This is a genomic window from Rhodococcus sp. D-6 (genome assembly GCF_040256695.1).
In the GTDB taxonomy this organism is placed as follows: domain Bacteria; phylum Actinomycetota; class Actinomycetes; order Mycobacteriales; family Mycobacteriaceae; genus Rhodococcus; species Rhodococcus pyridinivorans.
On sequence record NZ_CP132970.1, the window covers coordinates 2,619,982 to 2,640,193 of the forward strand.

Sequence of the window (20,212 nt, forward strand, 5' to 3'; positions counted from 1 at the left end):
CTGAAGTACGCAGCCTGCACGGTCCCGGCGGACCTGTTCGGTAGACACGTCGGGCAGCGGCCGACTGCCAGTCAGCGCAGGCGTGGGCCTCGGGATCGACCAGCGCGCCACGGTGGTCGGGTGCCATCGACCGCCCTTTTTCGATCGGACACCGGCATTGTTGAAGCGGCGGGCCATCTCGCACACCCCGACAGCTTCGGCGTGCCAAGCCACGCATCTGCTCCAAGACCACCGCCTCGTCGGAGTGTTCGGCAAGCCCGTGCTCAACCGCCTGCTGACCTTAGGCGGCGCCGGTGGCATAGCCGCCTCGCTCGGCCTTGGCGCGCCGGCCGGATTTTAGGCACCTGACGATGAGGCCACGCTCAAGGTGAGCGGCCCGCCCACGGCCTGACGGACGAACGTGCGCATCAAGTCGTCATTCTCGTCGGCGAGGTGCTCGCCGCGGTCGGCGGTGAGGCCCTCGCCACTGTAGGCCCAGATCACCGACAGGATGGCTTCTGGCTGGATGAGCTCATGGGCCAGTCGGTCGGGGTTGGGGGTGACGATGCGGTCGATTTCGCCGCTGGCGAGCATCTGCAAGGCCTCGTGAGCCCTGAGCCCTGGACGCTCGTCAATTGCAGGCGGCGTTGGGGCTGGCCGGACCGAAGGATAGCGATCAAGCGTAGTCCCCTGCCGGTCGCGTTTACGCTGGATCCCCATGGAGATCCGGATCGTGGAGCCATCGGGCGAGCGCTTTCCGTGAGCGGGACTAAATAGGATCAGTCAACAGTAACCGCCGACCAGCAGGAACTCGACGTTACCTAAAGTAGGCGGCCGAGATCCATCGACAGACGAATCAAGCGCTGATGCGGCGGAAAGAGGTGACAACGTAATGGCTTACTGCGGCATCTGCTCGCCCTTCATCCCATCAACAGTGCCGTCGAGGACTTTCCAGCGCAACCCTCGGCCACCGAACTGGAAATTCTCACCCACTTGGGTTCGAACAGACCCCCTAAGCCAAAGGTCCCAACTCGGATGAATCGAATTTAGGTGTTGCTATGTATACCTCGATTGTCCCATACTTAGTCCAGCCAACCCTAGGACCATGCCATGGACCTCGATGTTTTGAACGTGAATCAGGTTTCGGGACACAGCGTAATTGACGCTGATCTTGGTATCGGTGGCCGCCGCCTAATGGTCTTGTCTGGGATCGCAATACCATTCTGGAGCGTCGATTCAGACGAATTGCACCAAACCGACTGTCGTGTGAATCTTCGCGTTCAGGCAGGCAACGTGGAGTCAGCGACTATACATGTTGGGCTAGCTAGCATTAGAAACGACGATTCTTCCTGGGTTTTCGCGTCGGATGTCGCGCGATGGGAGGTCAACGCCGCAGGTGAACTCATCCTGATCGTGCATCTCGCCCTGCTTGGTGAACCATCGTCCCTTTATAGGTTTTCTTATCAGGTGGTGCTAACAACGCGAGTGGTTACGACAGAGATATCCGGCAAAATTCGATGGAAGCCTGGTGTTTTTACTCCGCCGGGATCTGCTTTGACCGCGTCGGCGATTGGCCCGTTGTTGAGGGTTACGCTAAACGAACGAACCGTCACCAAGTTTGCCGGTTCTTCGACAACCTTCGCTTATGAGAATGAGACCCTCAAACCGATAGGAGCCGGCGAGATAGTCAACGTCCGCCTTACCGATGGGGAATACCTGGCAGACTACCGAATTTCTGGCTGCCCAAAGGGAATCGAACTTAAGGTGACGGTAGAGCCGGTTGGATTTCCTCCCGGCGTGAAATATGTCACCTTTCCAGAGCAAAATGGTGGGGACGTAGTGAACCTCAGTGTCGCCAACCCATCACGAACCAACGTGGACTTCCGCGTGGACGTCTATAGGGGACCAAAATGAGTGGCGATCCGTTCGGAGGGCTAGATCCTGGCCTTGCGACGTACGAATTTCTTACCTATAAGTACCCACGGTTCGCCAGTCAACCGGTCATCCGCATTCCAATCGCCGGCCCCCCTCCCTACAACACACTGGCTGTCGTCCGAGTTCAACTTGGGGCGGGTTTTAGCTGGGCGACGGGCAAAATTAAACGCAATACGTCAACGTATGCTACCAATCTCATTATAAAAGATTACGATCCCGAACGACATCCCGAACAACGCTCAATTGTTCATTCTACTGCTGGTGGATTTCATAGTATCCAAATAGTGGAAGGCGAAGGCCCGCACATCGGAGATTGGAATACGGAATGGCTTTACGCAATCGATAATTTCCATCTTGAGTCTTCCGTGACCAGCGATGGGCGTTGGTGCTTGACCGCCGATACGGCGGGCATGGTGGACGGCAGGATCTCCGGCGCTACATTAGAAGCCACGAGTTGGGTCATGTTCTGGGAGCCTCCATCCACACAAAAGGCAAAAGTCGTTCTCGGACAGCTTGGACAGCTGGGACAGCTGGGAAGAAAAGTTTTTAACAAGGACTTGCTTGAGAAGCTCAAACGGTTCCAACGACCAACGCAATAGTTTCCAATAGTGAGTGTTCAAGCTGCTCATCAAATATGTAAACGCATATATTTATACGGAAAAAGAGAGCACTCGGATAAAGAGGATCATTCCCGACGAAGCGCTACCCGAAGGAAGGGTTGCCAGCAGACTTTGAAGCTGACCGGACTGGACGACAGCCACTGACCTAGCCTTCCTGCCGGTCTCGTTCACGGTTAATTTGCACATACACCCCTGATCGGCTGAGGCCGAAGCGTTCCTGCAGCTGGGCGACCGTCTCGCTGCTGGACATGTACAGATCGTAGAGCTGGCGCCGTTGTTCAGCGGTGAGTTTCGGCTGTCCGCCCGGGTATCGTCCTGCGGCCTTGGCTCGTTCGCGTGGTCCGGTCAGTCGCAGCTTGTAGATGCCTGCCTCGAAGTCGGGAAAGACGCGGGTGAACAATTCGAATGCGGTTCGGCCAGCCTGTGTTTCGGGATCGTAGACGGTTCCGCCGACACGCAGGCGCGCTTTCCGATCGCAGATCACGGCGGTGACCGCGCCGAGTTCGGCCGCGGAACGGGCGAGCCGTTCGAGCCCGGTGATGACTACAGTGTCGCCAGACGTCAGCTCCTTGAGCAGCGCATCACGGTTGGGCAGTCGGTGCCGGGTGCCTCGCAACCCGGCGTCGAAGTGGACGCGCTCCGGTCGTACCCCGAGGGTGACGAGCTGCCTACGCTGCTCGTCCTGGTCCTCTGCATCACCAACTCGGGCGTATCCGATCACTCCTCCACTGTAGTTCACTCAACAATGTCGCTAACAAGACTCCCCGAGGTGTAATCCCAGGTAGAGGGAAATACTCACTTCACGAGTCCCGCAGTCTCGGTGCTGCTTCGCGGAAGTAATCAGCAGTCATCTCGGGTGGCAAGCCGGCGCGTTTTGGTCGGCGCGGCAGCACAGTTCTTACATCTTGCTCCCCGGTCGAGACTTCTGGCCTTTCGTCCCCATTGCGCAGCGGACAGGTATGTGCGCTAGGAGGGAAGATTCTCAGCCGCGATCTGAAGCTCGTTTACGGTGGTGTTTGCGGTCGCCGCAGCAAGGACCGCTCCGGCTAGGCGCCGGTACAGATCATCGATCGCCATCGGCCTGGGCTGCGAACTGCTGCGTACGCAGAGTCTCGGCGAGCCGACATACTCGGTCGAGGGTTTCCTCGACGAGATGCAGTGCAATGGCTCGGTCCATGAGGGCAGCCCGGCTGTGGGCGAAGGCAATTTGCCGTCGCCCATTCCTGCCGCGCGTATGAGTCGAGGCCAGTGTGGGCAGACACCTCGGAAGTCGCGCAAGGAAGTTGCAGCAGCTCATGGGTGATTGCGGCGAAGTCGTGCAACCCCCTGTGCAGAGCGAAAACCGAGCGGTGCCCACTACCGGACCCGACAGGACGTTAGGACATGGGGGAGTCCGACCCCGTTCTGAGGCCTCAAACCGCTGCTTAGGCAGCTTGCAGGCTTGTTGTCTCAGTCAGCAAGTCGACAATTATCATTCGTGCTGAGCGATAGTCTGCACGGCCCTTCGATGTTGTCGGGAATCGTCCGTACCTCATACGTGCGCTTGCCTCAATTGGGAGAGTGAGGTTGCTGGGTGTGGTGGCAGGGACGCCCCGTTTCTTACCGCGTCGAGTCCTCCATTCGAGTTCCTCAAGCCACCAACGATGTAGCTCCCGATCCACCAAGTGACGGTATACCTTGCGGGCCGTAGCCCCTCGCACTCCAAGGGTCGATGCCACGTCGTCCATGCGGTTCTCAATCGAGGAAGCCGGAAGAGGTGGTAAGAGTCGCCACTTTCGCAGTGTGTGGAGAGTCTTCGCGACTGTCTTCGTGGTGTAGCCCGTAAGCTCCGAGACCAAGGTTGAAAGAGATTTTCTGCCGCGAGCGGAACTAATGGTTTTCCAGAATCTTTGCACTGTCCAGTGGATACGAGCTGCTACCGCACCGAGACCTGAATAATTCAACCAGACGTCGTGAGTGTGGTGGGCGAGCAAGGCTGACGAGAGGCTAGGAGTAGAGGCGGGGGCGGGTTCCCCTTGTGTTGCAGTAGAAGCGAGAAGATTAAGTTTCCAGGTGGCTGAACGGGTACCGACTCCTGGACGTACGCGCGTAACCCAGCCTTCTGCAGCCAGCACGCGGAGTCGACGCGAGACTGTGGACGCGTCGATACCGGCTGCCTCGGACAGTCTGCGCACGTCGATATCCAGTGTGCGCGTGCGTGCCGTACGAGCGAGAACGATCAGCGCGTGGAGGATGCGTTCGTCGCTTGCCCCGCCGGGACGTGCCCAGCGGGTGGGATCTGCTGTCACTGCAGCTTCGATCTGGTCGAGCTCATCGTCGATCGATTCGTGCTGATCGAGCACTACAGGGGTGAACTGGGCGGCTGTCTCAACAGCACGTCGCCATTGCCGAGCAGTATCGTCTCGGCCTCGGTCCCGATCGTCACGTAGGCGGATGAGCCCGGGAGCTGATGCGAGCACTGCTTCGACGTCGGAAAGGGTCTGGCCGGCTGTAGCCATGCCGAGCAGGATGCTGTGGGCGAGCGCTGATCTATCGCTCCCCGGTGGGGGATCGGTGGCGAGCAATGACTGAGTGCGGACTGTCAGGTGTCGTCGGGGTCGGTCCAGACGAGGCCCGGCCGAGTCTTCGATGATTCGGACAGCGCGGCGGTGCTTGTGTTCGGGTGGGTGAGCATGTGGGTGTCGTGCCAGGAGCCACTGCACCACGTCCAAGGGTGCCCCTACGGTCATGCGCGCCAACGCGTCGTCCAGAGCTGGGCCACGTAGGTGGGGGAGTGAGCGGCCCCCGTGGCGGTGAGGGGAGCCAGGTGGTCGCACTGCCCCCGTTGCTGGGTTGTTGAGTGCAGTCGGATCCAGGCTCGGATAGTGCTGGCGCAGGGCGTGGGCGAGTTGCCGCACTGGATCTGCGGCTGCGCCCTGGTGTGCTAGTCGTAGCCATACATGCTGTCCGCCCGAGGGGCCTGATGTGGTGCGTAGATGGGGGACACCTAGCTGGTCGAGAACAGAACAAAGTCGGTCAGCATCGGTAGTAGCTACGTCCGGCCCATGGCGACTGCTGTCGAAGTCGAAGGCCAATAGTCGGAAGCGACCCTGCCCGTCAGCAAGATGTATTGCCCAAGGGACGGCCGGCGCTGAGGCAGGAATTGAGGATGTAGCCAGGTAGTTGTGTGTCTTTTGCGGATCAAGGCGCAGGCGAGATCGCGGTGACCATGTACGAGTACACACCTCGAAGAGGTGTTGTACGAGACGCAGATCACTTGTTTGCGGCGTTTGGGGGGGACAGCATTTGGTGACTGTCCTGAAATCGCTCGCGACACGCGGTGATTTGATTGAACCTTTTTCAGGGTGTGGGTTACCCTGAGACCACTCAGGCAAGAGTGTCCCTTCGGGGAGGTAGAGGAACGAGAAGTTGGCGCTTCTCCTCTACGTGACTTATTTCGAAGCCCCTGGCCGGCACGCCGGGGGTTTCGTTTTTGTATGGGCCGATCTACTCGATCAGGCGCTGCGTTGGATCTGGGTGCCCTCCTCTTCCTGTGCCTCTGCGGCAGTCAGGTCAGCAACTGTCGTTCCCATCGCGTCCGCAACGATTTCCATCAGCAACGTGTTGGCGTTGAGCCCTCGGCGTTCCGCTTCGGCGTGCAGGAACCGGCGCACGCTGGGGTGCACGCGGAGATTCATCTGCACGGGCGTGTAGGGCAGCGCTGGGCGCCCCACTCGGCGGCGACGGACACATTCGGACATGCCGCAGATCATGTCAGCTTGTCTTGTTTTGTCACTCCAGACACGCCGCACTTGCGGAAATTTTCTGCTACCTATGTGAAATCCCTGTCGGGACGACGACGCTCTGGGACAAGGTCGGCGACATGAGACGTTGCGGAGGTTCACCTGAGCGTCCGTCCTTAATACCAGGTGACGTCTCACGACGCTCACATAACACGCGGATCGGGCACAACTAGCGTCGCCTCACCGGCTCTCCTCGCGGAGGGAGACTGCCACAACGTCGGCAGGAGTTCGTGGGTTTCTCCGCGTATTCGCAGGTCAACGCAGTGCCGATAACCTTCGTTATGTTAACTAGCAGGTTGGCCATCGCATGTGGTGCGAATACGACCACCTGTCTTCACCGCGGATGAAGGCGCCGCGGCGGCTCGTCCGATTGCGCGACCTGTCGGCACGAACCAGCGATCCGCGGTCATCGTTCTGTCAGTCCGGACGCGCGTCGATCGACTCGGATGCCTGATCCACCTCGGCAATGACCGACACCTGGAAGCGACGACAGGACCATCCCAGGCGGCGGTATGACGACCAAGAACGCGGCACACGACCGCAGACGTCGTGGCCATGTCGGAGACGGTCGCTTCCGTGCCGTAGAGCAGCTTCCTCGACGTGATTTTGATGGATAATCTGGGTTATCCATGATTAACCGTCACGAGTTGCGCGGCACGCGAACCCGTGACGTCCACATGGCGGGACGCGACAGCCTCTCCGTGTCGACCGACTCACGCAGGCGCTGAGCTGCGGGTTCCCCACCCGTCTGCCGCGCTCCGCCTCCTCGCCGAATCCGGATGTCACATGCTCGCACGAGGGCATATCACCCGGTCAGTGGATCCTCCCCACCCTTCTGACCTGGCGACCTTGACCCGCATTCGCATTATGTGCGAATATTTCGCGCACAATGCGAGGGGGTTTCCATGGGTCGTTCGGATCGCCGTGGACCTGGGGATGCGTCGCTGCACCTTGCCGACGGTGTGGCACTGCTCCGACCCGAAGAGCAGGTCTTTCAGGCCATGCTCGACGGATGGCGAAACCAGCAACTCAGTCGCAATCTGGGCTTCGGTACCGTCAACGCACGAGAGGCGATCGTCCGCCGCTTTCACGCCTTTGCAGGCAGTGAGCCGTGGGAATGGTCCGCTGCCGATGTCGACGAATTCTTCATGCAGCGTCGGGCGATCCACGGCTTGGCGCAGAGCACACTTTTGGGCTATCAACTGGCACTGCGGGCGTTCTTGGCGTATCTCGTCGATCCTGCATATGGATGGTCCGAAGCATGCGAGGAACGATTCGGAACTCACCCCACCCAGGTCTGCCACGAATGGAACACCGCCCGCCACACCCAGGACGCGATCGCTCGACCGAAGAAACGAGCCCTGACCTGGGAGGAAGTTCAGGACCTTTTCGACCACGCCGACAATCGTGTCGAACGCATCCTGACCCAAGGAAGGAAAGGAGCCATCCCAGCGTTTCGGGACGCGGTGCTGCTCAAGGTGGCGTACGCCTGGGGACTTCGCAGAAACGAACTTCGTATGCTCGACACGATCGACTTCGGATTCAATCCGAAAGCTCCCTCGTTCGGCCGATACGGCGTTCTGTACGTGCGGTACGGGAAGGCGATGAAAGGCTCCCCACCGAAGCGTCGAAGTGTCCTGACCGTTCCCGAGATGGACTGGGCGGTCGAGAGTCTGGTCCAATGGATCGAGGATATTCGACCCCGAGTATCACACGAGGACAACCCTGCCCTGTGGTGCACGGAACGCAGCAGCCGTATCGCACTGGGCTCGGTATCCAACACGTTCAACCAATTCCGCAAGGAGCTCGGTCTCGCCTCGGGCATCGACTTTCATTCGCTCCGCCGATCCTACGTCAGCCATCTCATCGAATACGGTTATGAGGCCCGGTTCGTGCAGGAGCAAGTCGGGCACGAACACGCAAGCACCACATCGATCTACACGCACGTATCATCCGACTACCGCACACGTGTTGTCCAGAACGCCTTCGAGCGCATTGCGGGACGAGCGGTCCGACAGGGCTCGCACGAAAGGAGGAACCGTGAATCGACGAGTTGAATATTCGTGGCGCCTCCGGGAAATTATGGCAGCGCGGGGTTTGAACAATATCTCGGAACTCATACCGCTGTTGGTCGAGCGCGGAATCGACCTCTCCCCGTCTCAGCTGTATCGAATGCTCGGCCATCGACCGGATCGAATGTCTCTGGCCCTGCTGGGCGCACTATGCGATGCGCTCGACTGCTCGGTGGAAGATCTGTGCCAGTTCCGCATCGAGGCGACCCCGAGCCGCAGAGCCACGGCAGCCGGCGGCGGTGGTGGTGGCGGCGTAGTGGATTTGAACAGCACGATCAGACCGAAGCGGGCACGGATCCGTCCGGCGGAGTAGACATGTCAGCTACTCCATGCGCCCGGTGCGATCGTCATGTTCGGGTCTACTGGCGGTGGCCGGAGGGCGTGGTGTGCAGCCGGTGTTACCACCGTGCAATCGGGAAACGTGGAATGTGCCCGGGATGCTCCCGTGAACGACTCCTGCCGGGCCTGGACCCGGATAATCGGCCGATCTGTTCGGATTGCGCAGAGATACCTCGAAGCTTCTACTGCACTCGATGTGGGAACGAGGACCATCTGTTTCGTCACCAGATGTGTGTCCGCTGTTGTGTGACAGATGATTTGTCGATTCTCCTGGACGACGGGTCCGGAAGCCTGTGCCAGGAGCTCACTCCCTTCTACGAGGCGGTCATCGCGCAGCCGCGACCCATGAGCGCGATGATCTGGCTCCGTAACGGGCATGTGCGGCAGGTTCTCCGCAGTCTGGCTCACGGCGAGTCGCCGATCGAGCATGAGACATTCGAGAGCTACGGCGAATACGCGAAGGTCAAGCACCTGCATCAACTCTTGACGAAATTAGGCGTCCTCGAATACAGGGATCCGAACCTGCAACTTTATACTCGGTGGCTCGAGCGCACGATGGACGCGTGCGATCTCAACGACGAGCACACCACAGTGGTTCGGCAGTACGCACGGTGGCATCACCTGAGAAGGCTGCGGGAACTCTCCGGCAAGAAAAGCTTGAGGGAGGGCCATGTCAGAACCTCGAAACAGGACACAACCGTAGCGATCAATTTCCTGAACTGGCTCGAGAAGAGGTCGCTTTCGCTGAGTCGATGCCGCCAGGCCCATATCGACGAATGGTTCGCTACAGGAAATACAACACGGACGCGTGTGAAAAGCTTCATGAAATGGTCGCTCCGCAACGGCTATGTTTCCCGAATCGATCTCCCAGGGAGCACCGTATTTCGATCACCTGATATCGATCAGGACAAGCGATTGAACCTCATGGCAGAGTTGCTCGACAACACGGAAATTCCGCTGCCCTGTCGCACTGCCGCCATTCTTTTCCTTCTTTACGGTCAACCCGTCACTCGGTTGGTTCGCCTCACCCTCAACGACATTACGGTGAAAGAAGATGTGATCGAGATTCTTTTCGGCGATCATCCCGTGCAGGTCCCCCACCCGTTCGACGAAATACTACGACTTTATGTGCAGTCCAGGCCTAACATCAACACTGCAGGCAACGCTGACTCGTCCTACTTATTCGCCGGAATCTGCCCTGACCAGCCGCTCAGTGCCAACTATCTGATGAAACAGATGAGGAAGCATGGAGTTGAGTTGCGTGCGATGAAGGCGGCGGCCATACGCGATCTGGTCCGGGAGATGCCGGCGGTTGTTGCGGCTCGAACGCTCGGATTCAAGCCGGCTTCGTTGGAGGCGCATGCTGCTCGAGCCGGCATGACATGGGCTTCCTATCCTGCGCTTCACCGTTCTGGGCGGGAGAACTCATGATCGTCGAACACGTGATCACACCGGTAAACCGTCACGAGTTGCGCGCCACGCAACCCCGTGGCGCCCACCATTGCGAGACGCGACAAACCCACCGCGCCGGCCACTCACGCAGGTGCTGAGCTGCAGGTTCACTACGCGTTAGCAGGGACGAGGCCGGAAAGCTGAGTGCTAACGCCGGAATGGCCTGCACCCTGCACGCCCACAAATGGACGCGTGCACCGCACGCACGGCACGCGTGACATGCCCTGCACGCGTACATCTCCGTGGCCGACCAAGGCCGTATGCAGTGGAGATCGCTGCGCATTTTGACTCTCTATCAGGCAATACAAGATAAATCGTTATTCTTCATCTGGTCTTGTAAAACAAGCGAAGAAGTCGAGGGGTGACATGGACGAGACAGCGCAGGTTCTCTCCGGCGCAGTCGCACTGCTGCGCCGCGCCGGCATCCGCCTGTCCTCCGGTTCCCTCGACGCCTGGGACCTGACCCTGCCGGACGGCCGGGAGTTGCCGACCCGGGTGCGGGCATCCCGGCGGCCACCGACCCCCACGGTCCTCACCCGCCTGCTCACCACGCGGGACCCGGTCCGGCGTGCACTCGTGGTGACCCCACGCGCCACGGCACATCTGCGGACTCTCGCGATGAACGGCGAGGTCGATGTGATCGCCGTGGACCAGGACCTGGTCGTCTTCGCCGGTGTGCGCTACGACGTGGCCGGGGCCTTGTCCCCTATGGCCGCCCCCACCTCTGGTGCGCGGGGACGGAAACCGTGGGTGCGCTGGGCCCTCGCCCGGATTCTGCTGCTCTCGGACACGGCGCAGACCCAACACCGACTCGCCGAGATGCTGGAGGTCTCCCAGCAGGCGGTCTCACTCGCCCTCAAACAGCTCCAGCAGGTGCGGCGCACCAGGCACGGCTGGCTCGCCGCCTCCCCCGAGGAGCTGCTCGCGGACTATCTGGCCGGCTATCCCGGACCCGGGGGCGCCGTAACCTACTGGTACGGCCTGGATCCGGTGATCGCACAGGCCACCACCGCAGTCGACTTCTGCGCCCAGCAGGAGATTCCGGTGTTGGTCAGCGGCGATGCCGCGGCCGATGTGTACGCCCCGTGGCGGCTGCCGACCCGGACGATGCTCTACACCGATCGGTTCGTCGACCTGACCGCCGCCGGCTTCAGTCCCGCCACCGAGGCCGAACACACCCTGGCCGTGCAGGTCCCGGCCGACCCGACGCTGTGGCGCACCGCGACGATCAGCGAACCGGCACTGCTGGCCGACCCCCTGATCACCGCCGGCGATGTGCTGCGCACCGGCGGCCCCGACGCCGCCGAGGCCGCCGACCGTGTGCTCGCCACGATCCGACACAAGGCCGCCCTATGACCGTTATGGCCGAGGTGGAGATCCTCGCCGCGTCGAATGCCGCCGACCGCGGCCTGCGCGCGTTGACCGATCTCGCCGCGGCCGCGGCCTTCGCCTCGGCCATGAAACCGGCGGCGTCGAGCCGGAAGCAGCTACCGGGTCGTCGGCGGGCACATGGTGCACCTGCTCGGTCGCCTCTACCCCACCGACACCGCTGCCCGGGTCACCGCCGACGCCGATGCAGGCATGGAGACCGTCGCCGCGGCCGACGCCACCTTCCACACCGCGCTGCTCGCCCGTGGTTATCGGCTGGTGACGGGTAACCACTACGAGGCGCCCTCCAGGGACGACACTCCCCTGTCCGTGGATCTACTGGTTCCCGGCACCGGCGGCCGCCGGCTCGAACGCATCGACTACACCGGGCGCGGCTTCGACGCCATCCCCGGCCTGACCCTTCGCGCTCGCCTTGACCGGACGATATGGGGTGACGCGGAATCGCGGGAGCGCACCCTCATATCGTCCGGGAACGGGCATCAGGATGTGGTGATCAAGGGTGCGGAAGCGTCGGCTCGGCCGGTGACCGTGCCAATCAGTGCGCGCAGGTCATCGGGGAGGCTGTGCCCACGCCATGCCACGTGCCCGTCCGGTCGCACGAGTACGAGGTCGGTTTCGTAGACCGACCGGGCGTTGGTGTCGTCAATCGCCAGTACCTGGAGCGGCATGCCTACTGCTGCAGCAGCATCCACCAACTTCTGCACGGCGCTCTCGCCGATGAAGCTGACGATGGTGAACTCGTGCCGGTAGGCGTCGAGGATCGCACGGCCGTCGGACAGCCGAACGTGCGGCGCCCGGGCGCCGGGCACGGTCGTGGGGATGTAGCTCGAACCGTCGTTCTCGGGGACGGGAGATCCGTCGGAGACGATCACGGGTGCGGTGTATACGTATCCCATTTCCACCCCGAAGCTTTCGTGCTCACCGGTGTTGGCAGTGAAGTACTCCTCCAGGACGCGGCGGTGCTCTTCGGCTTCGGCGGTATCGGACTCGATCAATGCACGGTCGGCGAGCTCCTGCGCCTTGACGTGCACACCGAGGTGGCGGAACGACCAGTCACGCGCCATGACGGCGACCGGTCGACGTTCGGTTTCGTAACTGTCGAGGAGACCGTCGCTCCCGTAGCCCTGGATCACCGCGGCGAGCTTCCATCCCAGGTTGACCGCATCGGCGATGCCGGTGTTGAGACCGTATCCGCCGGTGGGGATGACCTCGTGGGCGGCGTCGCCGGCCACGAACAGGCGACCGATTCGGTACCGGTCGGCGACGAGCACGTTCGCATGCCAGATGCTGCTCTGCAGGACTTCATCGATCTCGAGGTGGCGTCCGCAGACGGTGTCGAGGAGTTCCTGCTTGTCGATCTCCTCGGTGCGTACCCCGTCGGTGATAGTGCTGGTCTGCAGGGTCCAGGTGTCGCGTTCGTCCTGTGCGATGATGGCTCCGACGCCGCTGCCGACGAAGAAGGTGTGCCAGAACTGACCGTGGGCGTGCAGGGTCTTCAGGTCGCGGGACTTGAAGTGCACCTGGCAGAAGGTGATTACTCCTCGCTCGCCTTCCATGTTCAGGTTCATGGCGCGGCGCACGACCGACGAGGCACCGTCGCAGCCGACCACGTAGTCCGCTTCGAGGGTGAGGACGGTGGCGTCGGTGAGCGAGGTGATCTCGACTCGGGCGCCGTCGTCGTCCTGGGTGACGGCGCTGACGCGCCAGGGACGAAGAACTTCGATATCGGGGTCGGCGAGGCACCGCTTCATGAGCAGTTTCTCGACCTCGATCTGTGTCACTCGCTGCCACGCCTGGGCCGGGGTGGTGCCGTCGTTCTTCGACGAAATCCACTGGGACATCTCGTCGACGCCGGGGTAGTGCCAGCGCCCCACCTGAGGTCCTGCCATCGAGGTGCAGAAGACGACGTCGTGCGAATGCTGGGGAGCGACACCGACCGCGCGAATCTCCTCGACGAGACCGAGACGATCGAGCAGCTCCATGCTGCGTGCGTTGGTCAGGTCCATCTTCGGGAACTGCGTCGTCTGTGGTGCTCTTTCGACGAGCGTGCTGCGGATTCCGTGCAGACTCAGTTCGAGGGCGAGGATCATCCCCACCGGGCCCGCGCCGGAGATCACCACCGGGCGACGAGTCGATACGTCGATCGAAGCGGTGTCGCTCTGCGACGTTCGGGAGTCGCGACTTTCCTGGTTACTCATGGCAATTCCTTTCGAAAGTATTCATCCCGGCGCGAACTGGAAGCAGGACTGCGCCTACGGGGATACAGAAGTGATGTCACCGCCGGCACCGACTACGAAGGCGGCGCCGACGGTGATGCTCCGAGCTGTGTTTCGTGGGTCAGGAAGCAGCGACGACAGGACCGGGATCCATGAAGATCATGTATTCGGTCACCGACCCGTCCGCAATACGGGTTCGGGTGACGGCGGGAAGAGTGAACGTGGCATCGTTCTTCATCGTGTAGGTCACCTCCACCCGGACGACGGCGACATCGTCGTCGACCCACTCTTCGAGGACGGCGTGCTTCATTCCGGCCACCGATCCCAGATAGGCCGCTACCCACTGCTGGATCGCTTCACGTCCCTCGACAGGGTCGTTGTTGCCCATCCGGAAGACACAGCCCGGGGAGAAGTACTCAAAGAAGCGGACGATGTCGGTATCTGCCGCATGGAGGAGATCACGAGTGATCTCGAGCGCGGTGGCATCAGATGCAGAGGAATTCACAGTCATGATCCTTCGCTTTCTTTCGGAGTGGCCATTGGTCCATGCCGCACTCGACGGACTCTCGGTACACCGGCTCGAGTTGTCAGAGCAGCGGGTCGGCGACGGGGAGGTCGAGAGTGAATCGACCCATCGTTTCCGAGGCGGTGTCGATGTCGAGGAAGGCATGCACTGCAAGGACTCCCAGATCGCGATGGAATCTCTGGATCGGCGAACCGGTGCGGAACCCGTCGCCCCCGATACCCCGCACCATGTCGTTGAGCGCATTGCGGCACAGGTCCGTCATGAATGCTGCCTTGAGCTTCATCTCGGCGCGATCACGCACGTCCGACTGCTCGGGTCGGTTTGCGGTGAGACGGTCGAAGAAGGCGTGCAGGAGCGTCTCAGCAGCGTCGGCTGCGGCCAGGGCCCGCCCGAGGCGCATCTGCACGGCCTGCTTGGCCGACGCCTTCTCCTGGCTCAGAGTGCCCTGGCGCTGGCGAGTACGGTCGGTGAATGCGGTTGCTGCCCCACGCATGGCCCCGACGACGACAGGTGTCACTTCTGCCATGGCGAAGGGTATGAACGGCAGGTGATACATCGGGTTGTCATGGAGCAGCATGCCCGGTGCCGCCCCGGCCAAGGCGAGATCGAACGGTCCGGTCCGGTAGTCGGGGATGAACACATCCTCGACGGAAACATCGTTGCTGGCCGTCCCGGACATTCCTGAGATGTACCAGGTGTCATGGATCTTGACCTCGCTGCGAGGAACAAGGAACCACAGGGGCGCCGGCGGACGACCCTCTTCGATGGAAACTCCTGCGAAGGTGAACCATTCGGCATGCGCCGATCCCGAATTCCAGGCGGTCTGACCGGTGATGCGGTAGCCACCGTCGACCTTCGTCACACTGCGCAAGGGTGCAGCCGTGCCCGCAGTAAGGGTGTAGGGCTTGTCGGCGAACACTTCTCGTTGCGCCTGCTCGGGAAAGATGTTCACGCGCCACGCCGCACCGATATAGAAGGAGGTGACCCACCCGGTCGACGGGCACGCCGCACTGATCGCACGGACGATATCGGCGGCGACGTCGAGACCGAGTTCGAGTCCACCGTAGGCTTTCGGCGTCAGAGTGGCGAGGACACCCGAGTCGATGAGATCGGTGATCGTCTCATCGAGCGGAGCTCGGTTCTCCTCGGTCTTCTGCGCACGTTCGGCGAAGACGGGTACCAGGTCGTTGACGCGGCTCATCAGTTGTTCGGTGGTGATGTCCATGTTTTCCTCACTTCGCGAAGGGGGTGGCAAGCATTCGGCGGTGCGGCTCGATGCCGCGTCGCACTGCGGTGGTAGGTGGCACCGTTCCGGTCGAAACGGTTCGGATTCCGATGGGACGGTCAGCGGGTGTGTGTGGAGTGTTCGTCGGGGTCTACCAAGACCAGGTTGTGCAGGTGGGCAAGCATTTCGGCGTCGTGGACGGCAGCTGTGTTCGTCGGGTCGGTGATGCCGTCCAGATCGGCGAAGACTGCACCGGAGAAGCCCGGTCGGGCCAGATCCGTCAGCGCCAGGGCAGACGCAGCCATTGTTCGCCGCCCGCACAGAACATGCGGATTCACCCGTACGGGCACCAGGTGTCCGGGGCGGCGCAGATCGTCGACGCCGGTGCGCGGGTCGGCGAGCACACGGGCGGTGCGGGCTCGGTCGGCTCCGGAGATTCCGGTGGTGATTCCGTCCGCCGCATCGACGGCGACGCACTGGCCGCATGCCGGAGCTGTCGGTGTGCGTGAGCTCGGGACGGCTTCGGGGATATCGAGTCGGTCGCAGTCTCGCTCGTGCAGAGCCACCTGGACGAATCCGGTGCTGTAGCGGACGACGAAGGCCATCTGTTCGGGCGTGATGGTGCCCGCACATCCGACGAGCGCGAGGCGGTCTCCGTGTCGCAGGATGATCAGTTCTCCGCGTGCGAGAGCACGTATGGCGTCGGCTGTGGTCGACCAATGTGAATACGCGGGCGCGGGACGGGTGATGAAGGTGGTCATGGCAGTCTCTCCTCGAGGGGTCGGCGCCGGACGACATCGGTCGGGTGGGGACCGCCGTCGTGAGTGGTCGGGTTACACCGTTTCGAGGGCGCGATGGGTTCCGAAGGAGCGGCGGTGGTAGGTCAGTGGCTCGCCGTCGTGCTGCTCGGCAGCGATGACGCGGCCGAGCACGACCATGTGGTCGCCACCTTCGACGATTCGGTCGACGGTGCAAGCCACCCAGCCGGCTGCCCCGACGATGCGGGGTAGGTCGTGGTCGATGTCCCATCGGACACCGTGGAACTTGCCAATTCCGTTCTTGGTGGCGAACTTCAGAGCGGCGTGATGTTGCTCGCTGGAGAGGATGTTCACGCCGAATCTCCCTGTTTCGGTGACGAGTTCGAGGGTCTCGGACTCCTTGTCGAGAGAGACCAGGATCATCGGCGGGTTCATCGACAAGGAGAGGAAGGCGCTGACGGTGGTGCCGACAGGCAGTCCACCGTCGATGGAGGTGACGACAGCGACCGGAGTGGCCACGTGTGCCATCACGTGCTTGAAAGTTTCCTGTAGCGAACTCAACGGAAGTGTCCTTCGATCGACCGCGGGAGAGGCCACGGGCCTGAGGATGGAGCGCCGGGATCCGCGTGACTGCACTTATCGGAGGACCGGCTGTGTTCTAGGACACAATTAGAACGCACCGGATGCGACCTGCGCATTGGTGCGCAGCCTAAGGTTGGCCGTCCCTGTTGGTTCCGAGACCAACCCATCGGCCCGGGAAGATTTCGCGTGCCTGTCGATCCCGGGTCAGCGCGCTGCTGTCAGCCACTCGTGGATACGGAGCGCAGCCCGAAGGTCGGTAGTCGTCCCGCCCGGGTATCCACACAGGTCCAGCGCCTTGTTGATGCGATAGGTCACCGTGTTCTTCGAGATGTGTTCCGTCGCGGCAACCTTTGCCAGACTATGGTCCATATCGAGGTAACGCCGCAGCGTGGAGCGAAGCTCGATCATCCGCGGCTCGTCCTGCGCCAGAGGACCGAGGACTCGGGAGGCGAACCGTTCGGCCGCAGCCGGATCTGCGAGCAGAAGTACTTCCAGTGCAATATCTTCGTGTGCCACGGTGCACGCCATCTGTCGAGCGCGAAGGCGGATCAGCCGTTCCACCGCCTTGGCTTCGGTATGACTTCTCCGGAAACCCTCCACCCCGGACCCGGGCTCTCCGACGACCACGAATACGTCGTCGAAGGTCGGCAGTTCACCGCGGGAGCGAGCACCACCGGGACCGATTGCTCCCCATGCCCACACCGCCTGAAGGCCCACCGGGAGCACTAGAGAGGTCGCAGGCGCCCCCCATTGCCGCAATACTGTGTCGACCACAGCGCGCAGATCCCGCGTCGGGGGTGGGCCGGTCCAGGCGACAACGGCGATGTGCGGGCCGGCTAGCGGGTAACCGAGTACTTTCTCAGCGTAGGCCGGGTCGACATCCTCCCCACGGAGCAACTGGTGCACCAGATCCAGTCGGGCAGCGGACACACCGGCGGTCCATACACTCTGCTCCTCGATGAAGGCCGAGGCAGCTCCGGCCGTGAAGTCGTCATGCGCTTCGAAGAGCGACACAGAGATCCGGCGGAGTTCGGCGCTGCCTTCCGCTGGGGGTAGCAGCTCGTTCGCCGCATCGAGCAGGCCTGCCGCGAGCACGGCGAACCCCACGCGGATCGCACGGAGCAGATCGTCGAGTTCCATGCCCCGGCGAGCGAAGTCCCGGGCGATTTCCCCTACCTCAGCACTCGCCAGGGACGCGTCGGACTCCCCCAGGCCGGCCACCAGCATCAATGCGCGCAGGGTGGTCGACGTAGTGGCCCGACGAACGGCCTCCATAGCGGCGACATCGTCCGACAGGGCAGGAACCTTCTGCACTATCCGTGCTGCGATGTCCTGACCGACTTCGACGGCCCAGGTCACCGCACCATCGCCGAGCGCTTCCCGCACCTGCTCGGCATCCGGATTCAGCCATTCGGCCTCCGACTGCCCAGCCCGTCCTCCGGACAGTTTCTCAGTCCAGTGAGGCACCCAGCCCCCTCCGATTCCGCCGCATCATTTCGTCACGCCTTCGTTTTGTTGGGCCACAGACCAAGTCCGGGCAGATTTGTTGGTGCCCAGCCAGTAGCCGAAAGCCAATCTATCGCATGAAATTGTGAGACAGATTACGTGACGCGGACCACACGGAAAACCGGCCCGGGACTCGACATCATGTCGTGTCTTTCGAACGTAGCGGCACTTTCGAGTGCCACGCGCGACCGAACGGGCCGTCCCTGGCATGCGCATGCCCCTGTGGTCCGCCCAACCGGTGTCCCATTCGATGCAGGAGGAACCCCCGATGACCTCTACCCCCAAGTTCGCGCACGTTGTGCTCCAGACCAGCCGCCTCGAAGAGATGCGGGACTGGTACTGCACCGTCCTCGACGCCCACGTGGTCTTCGAAGGACACGGACTGTGCTTCATCACCTTCGATGACGAGCATCATCGCGTCGCCCTGCTCGGTGTCCCCGTCGAACTGGCGCCGCGCAACCCGGGCGCCGCCGGCATGCATCATTCGGCCTACACCTTCGACACCCTCGAGGACCTGCTCGACCGCTACGACATGCTCAAGGCCAAGGGCATCGAACCGAAGGTACCGATCCAGCACGGCGTGACGACCTCGCTGTACTACCAGGACCCCGACGGGAACTTCGTCGAGCTGCAGATCGACAACTTCGCTACTCCCGACGAGGCAACCGAATACATGCACGGACCGGAATACGGCACCAACCCCGTCGGCGTGTCGTTCGTCCCCGAGTTGATGCGCGACGCACTGGCCGCCGGTGTGCCGGTCTCGAAGATCACGACCCACTCCTGGGCTCTGGAGACCAGCCCCGATCTGCCCGACCCGATGGTCGCACTGACCAGCTGACCGCTGGTCCCCCCGATTCCGACACTCTTCCCGATCGTCTCGAAGGATTCGTTCTCATGCGCGTGGCAAATCAATCCGGCCGGCTCGTACTCGTTGCAGAAGGCCGGGCGGTGGATGTGGAAAACGCCAGTTCCGGACGTTTCTCCTCCGATCCGCAACAGATCTTCGGGTGCTGGGACGAGTTCGTCTCGTGGGCGCGGACGGTGGAGTTCTCCGACGCGCCCGCGGTGATCGAATCCGAACTACAGGCCCCTGTGCCCCGTCCGGGTCAGATCTTCGCCGTGGGCGTGAACTACGCCGACCACGTCGAAGAATCCGGTCTCGAACTGCCCGACACCCCCTTCGTGTTCACCAAGTTCCCCGCCTCGATCGCCGGCCCCTACGACACGATCGAGCATCCCGGCGGCTCGGTGGACTTCGAAGTCGAACTCGTCGCCGTCATCGGTAAGGAAGCCCGCCACGTACCGGCCGATCAGGGTTGGGAGTACGTGGCCGGGCTGACCCTGGGCCAGGATCTTTCCGAACGAGAACTGCAACTGTCCGGACCGCCGCCACAACAGTTCTCACTCGGTAAGTCCTTTGCCGGTTTCACACCGATCGGTCCGGTGCTGGTCACACCGGACGAGTTCGCCGATCGGGACGACCTCGAGGTGAGTACCGTGCTGTCGGGCGAGCTCATGCAGAAATCCCGGACACGACACCTGATCTTCCCCATCCCGGTTCTGGTGTCCTATCTGTCGTCCATCGTGCCGCTGCGGCCGGGTGATCTGATCTTCACCGGCACCCCATCGGGGATCGGGTTCACCCGAGATCCCAAGCGGCTCATCGGCGTCGACGACGAATTGATCAGTCGCGCCGAAGGAATCGGCGAAATGCGCCACCGGTTCGTCGCCGGCGGGCGGCCGCATCCCCTGTCGGCTTTCTCCCGAGCCGCCACCAACTGACAGTCACATCGAAGACGGTGAAGGCCACGACGGCCCTACCGCTGCT

At 62.1% G+C, this 20,212-nt stretch carries 18 protein-coding genes; 8 read left to right on the forward strand and 10 right to left on the reverse strand.

Annotated elements, in window-relative coordinates:
• Positions 1-336 precede the first annotated feature (336 nt).
• A complete protein-coding gene (locus RBB84_RS12365; RefSeq protein ID WP_350247595.1) occupies positions 337-573 on the reverse strand; it encodes a hypothetical protein in 237 nt (78 codons plus the stop codon).
• A 516-nt stretch (positions 574-1,089) separates the two neighbouring features.
• Between RBB84_RS12365 and RBB84_RS12370 the strand changes: the two genes are divergently transcribed.
• The gene (locus RBB84_RS12370) at positions 1,090-1,893 is read left to right on the forward strand and encodes a hypothetical protein (RefSeq protein ID WP_350247596.1); all 804 of its coding nucleotides are present in this window, start codon (positions 1,090-1,092) and stop codon (positions 1,891-1,893) included.
• Positions 1,890-2,513, forward strand: a complete 624-nt coding sequence (locus tag RBB84_RS12375) for a hypothetical protein (protein WP_350247597.1) — start codon at positions 1,890-1,892, stop codon at positions 2,511-2,513. The genes RBB84_RS12370 and RBB84_RS12375 overlap by 4 nt, the downstream gene beginning before the upstream one ends.
• Positions 2,514-2,679: 166 nt before the next feature.
• Here the strand turns inward: RBB84_RS12375 and RBB84_RS12380 are convergent, their stop codons facing one another.
• The 3 genes from RBB84_RS12380 to RBB84_RS12390 all read right to left on the reverse strand — a co-directional run bounded on the left by RBB84_RS12380 (position 2,680) and on the right by RBB84_RS12390 (position 6,274).
• Positions 2,680-3,255 (reverse strand): recombinase family protein, encoded by a 576-nt coding sequence (locus RBB84_RS12380; protein WP_350247598.1) that lies wholly within the window; start codon positions 3,253-3,255, stop codon positions 2,680-2,682.
• A gap of 703 nt (positions 3,256-3,958) precedes the next feature.
• Entirely contained in the window at positions 3,959-5,263 is a 1,305-nt protein-coding gene (locus tag RBB84_RS12385; protein ID WP_350247599.1) for a winged helix-turn-helix domain-containing protein, read from the reverse strand.
• Positions 5,264-6,028: 765 nt separating this feature from the next.
• On the reverse strand, positions 6,029-6,274 hold the full coding sequence (locus RBB84_RS12390; protein WP_138941586.1) for a hypothetical protein: 246 nt from the start codon (positions 6,272-6,274) through the stop codon (positions 6,029-6,031).
• A gap of 947 nt (positions 6,275-7,221) precedes the next feature.
• Between RBB84_RS12390 and RBB84_RS12395 the strand changes: the two genes are divergently transcribed.
• The 4 genes from RBB84_RS12395 (at position 7,222) to RBB84_RS12410 (ending at position 11,535) form a co-directional block, all read left to right on the forward strand.
• Positions 7,222-8,373, forward strand: a complete 1,152-nt coding sequence (locus RBB84_RS12395; protein ID WP_037217518.1) for a tyrosine-type recombinase/integrase — start codon at positions 7,222-7,224, stop codon at positions 8,371-8,373.
• The gene (locus tag RBB84_RS12400; RefSeq protein ID WP_039583914.1) at positions 8,357-8,701 is read left to right on the forward strand and encodes a helix-turn-helix transcriptional regulator; all 345 of its coding nucleotides are present in this window, start codon (positions 8,357-8,359) and stop codon (positions 8,699-8,701) included. The genes RBB84_RS12395 and RBB84_RS12400 overlap by 17 nt, the downstream gene beginning before the upstream one ends.
• Positions 8,702-9,072: 371 nt before the next feature.
• Positions 9,073-10,158: a hypothetical protein gene (locus RBB84_RS12405; RefSeq protein WP_268966357.1), complete on the forward strand. Its 1,086-nt coding sequence runs from the start codon at positions 9,073-9,075 to the stop codon at positions 10,156-10,158.
• 387 nt (positions 10,159-10,545) lie between these two features.
• Entirely contained in the window at positions 10,546-11,535 is a 990-nt protein-coding gene (locus RBB84_RS12410; RefSeq protein WP_350247600.1) for a hypothetical protein, read from the forward strand.
• Between the two features lie 512 nt (positions 11,536-12,047).
• Here the strand turns inward: RBB84_RS12410 and RBB84_RS12415 are convergent.
• From RBB84_RS12415 to RBB84_RS12440, 6 genes are all read right to left on the reverse strand, one after another.
• Entirely contained in the window at positions 12,048-13,766 is a 1,719-nt protein-coding gene (locus RBB84_RS12415; RefSeq protein ID WP_350247601.1) for an FAD-dependent monooxygenase, read from the reverse strand.
• Positions 13,767-13,905: 139 nt separating this feature from the next.
• On the reverse strand, positions 13,906-14,295 hold the full coding sequence (locus RBB84_RS12420) for a nuclear transport factor 2 family protein (protein ID WP_350247602.1): 390 nt from the start codon (positions 14,293-14,295) through the stop codon (positions 13,906-13,908).
• Between the two features lie 76 nt (positions 14,296-14,371).
• Complete coding sequence (locus tag RBB84_RS12425; protein ID WP_350247604.1) at positions 14,372-15,535, reverse strand: acyl-CoA dehydrogenase family protein; 1,164 nt, start codon at positions 15,533-15,535, stop codon at positions 14,372-14,374.
• A 119-nt stretch (positions 15,536-15,654) separates the two neighbouring features.
• A complete protein-coding gene (locus tag RBB84_RS12430; RefSeq protein ID WP_350247605.1) occupies positions 15,655-16,296 on the reverse strand; it encodes a 3,4-dihydroxy-2-butanone-4-phosphate synthase in 642 nt (213 codons plus the stop codon).
• 72 nt (positions 16,297-16,368) lie between these two features.
• Complete coding sequence (locus RBB84_RS12435; protein WP_350247665.1) at positions 16,369-16,821, reverse strand: flavin reductase family protein; 453 nt, start codon at positions 16,819-16,821, stop codon at positions 16,369-16,371.
• A gap of 258 nt (positions 16,822-17,079) precedes the next feature.
• Entirely contained in the window at positions 17,080-18,342 is a 1,263-nt protein-coding gene (locus RBB84_RS12440) for a helix-turn-helix domain-containing protein (protein WP_350247606.1), read from the reverse strand.
• Positions 18,343-18,649: 307 nt separating this feature from the next.
• Here RBB84_RS12440 and RBB84_RS12445 point away from each other — a divergent pair, with 307 nt between their 5' ends.
• A complete protein-coding gene (locus RBB84_RS12445) occupies positions 18,650-19,222 on the forward strand; it encodes a VOC family protein (protein ID WP_350247608.1) in 573 nt (190 codons plus the stop codon).
• 56 nt (positions 19,223-19,278) lie between these two features.
• The gene (locus tag RBB84_RS12450; RefSeq protein ID WP_350247609.1) at positions 19,279-20,166 is read left to right on the forward strand and encodes a fumarylacetoacetate hydrolase family protein; all 888 of its coding nucleotides are present in this window, start codon (positions 19,279-19,281) and stop codon (positions 20,164-20,166) included.
• Positions 20,167-20,212: the final 46 nt, after the last annotated feature.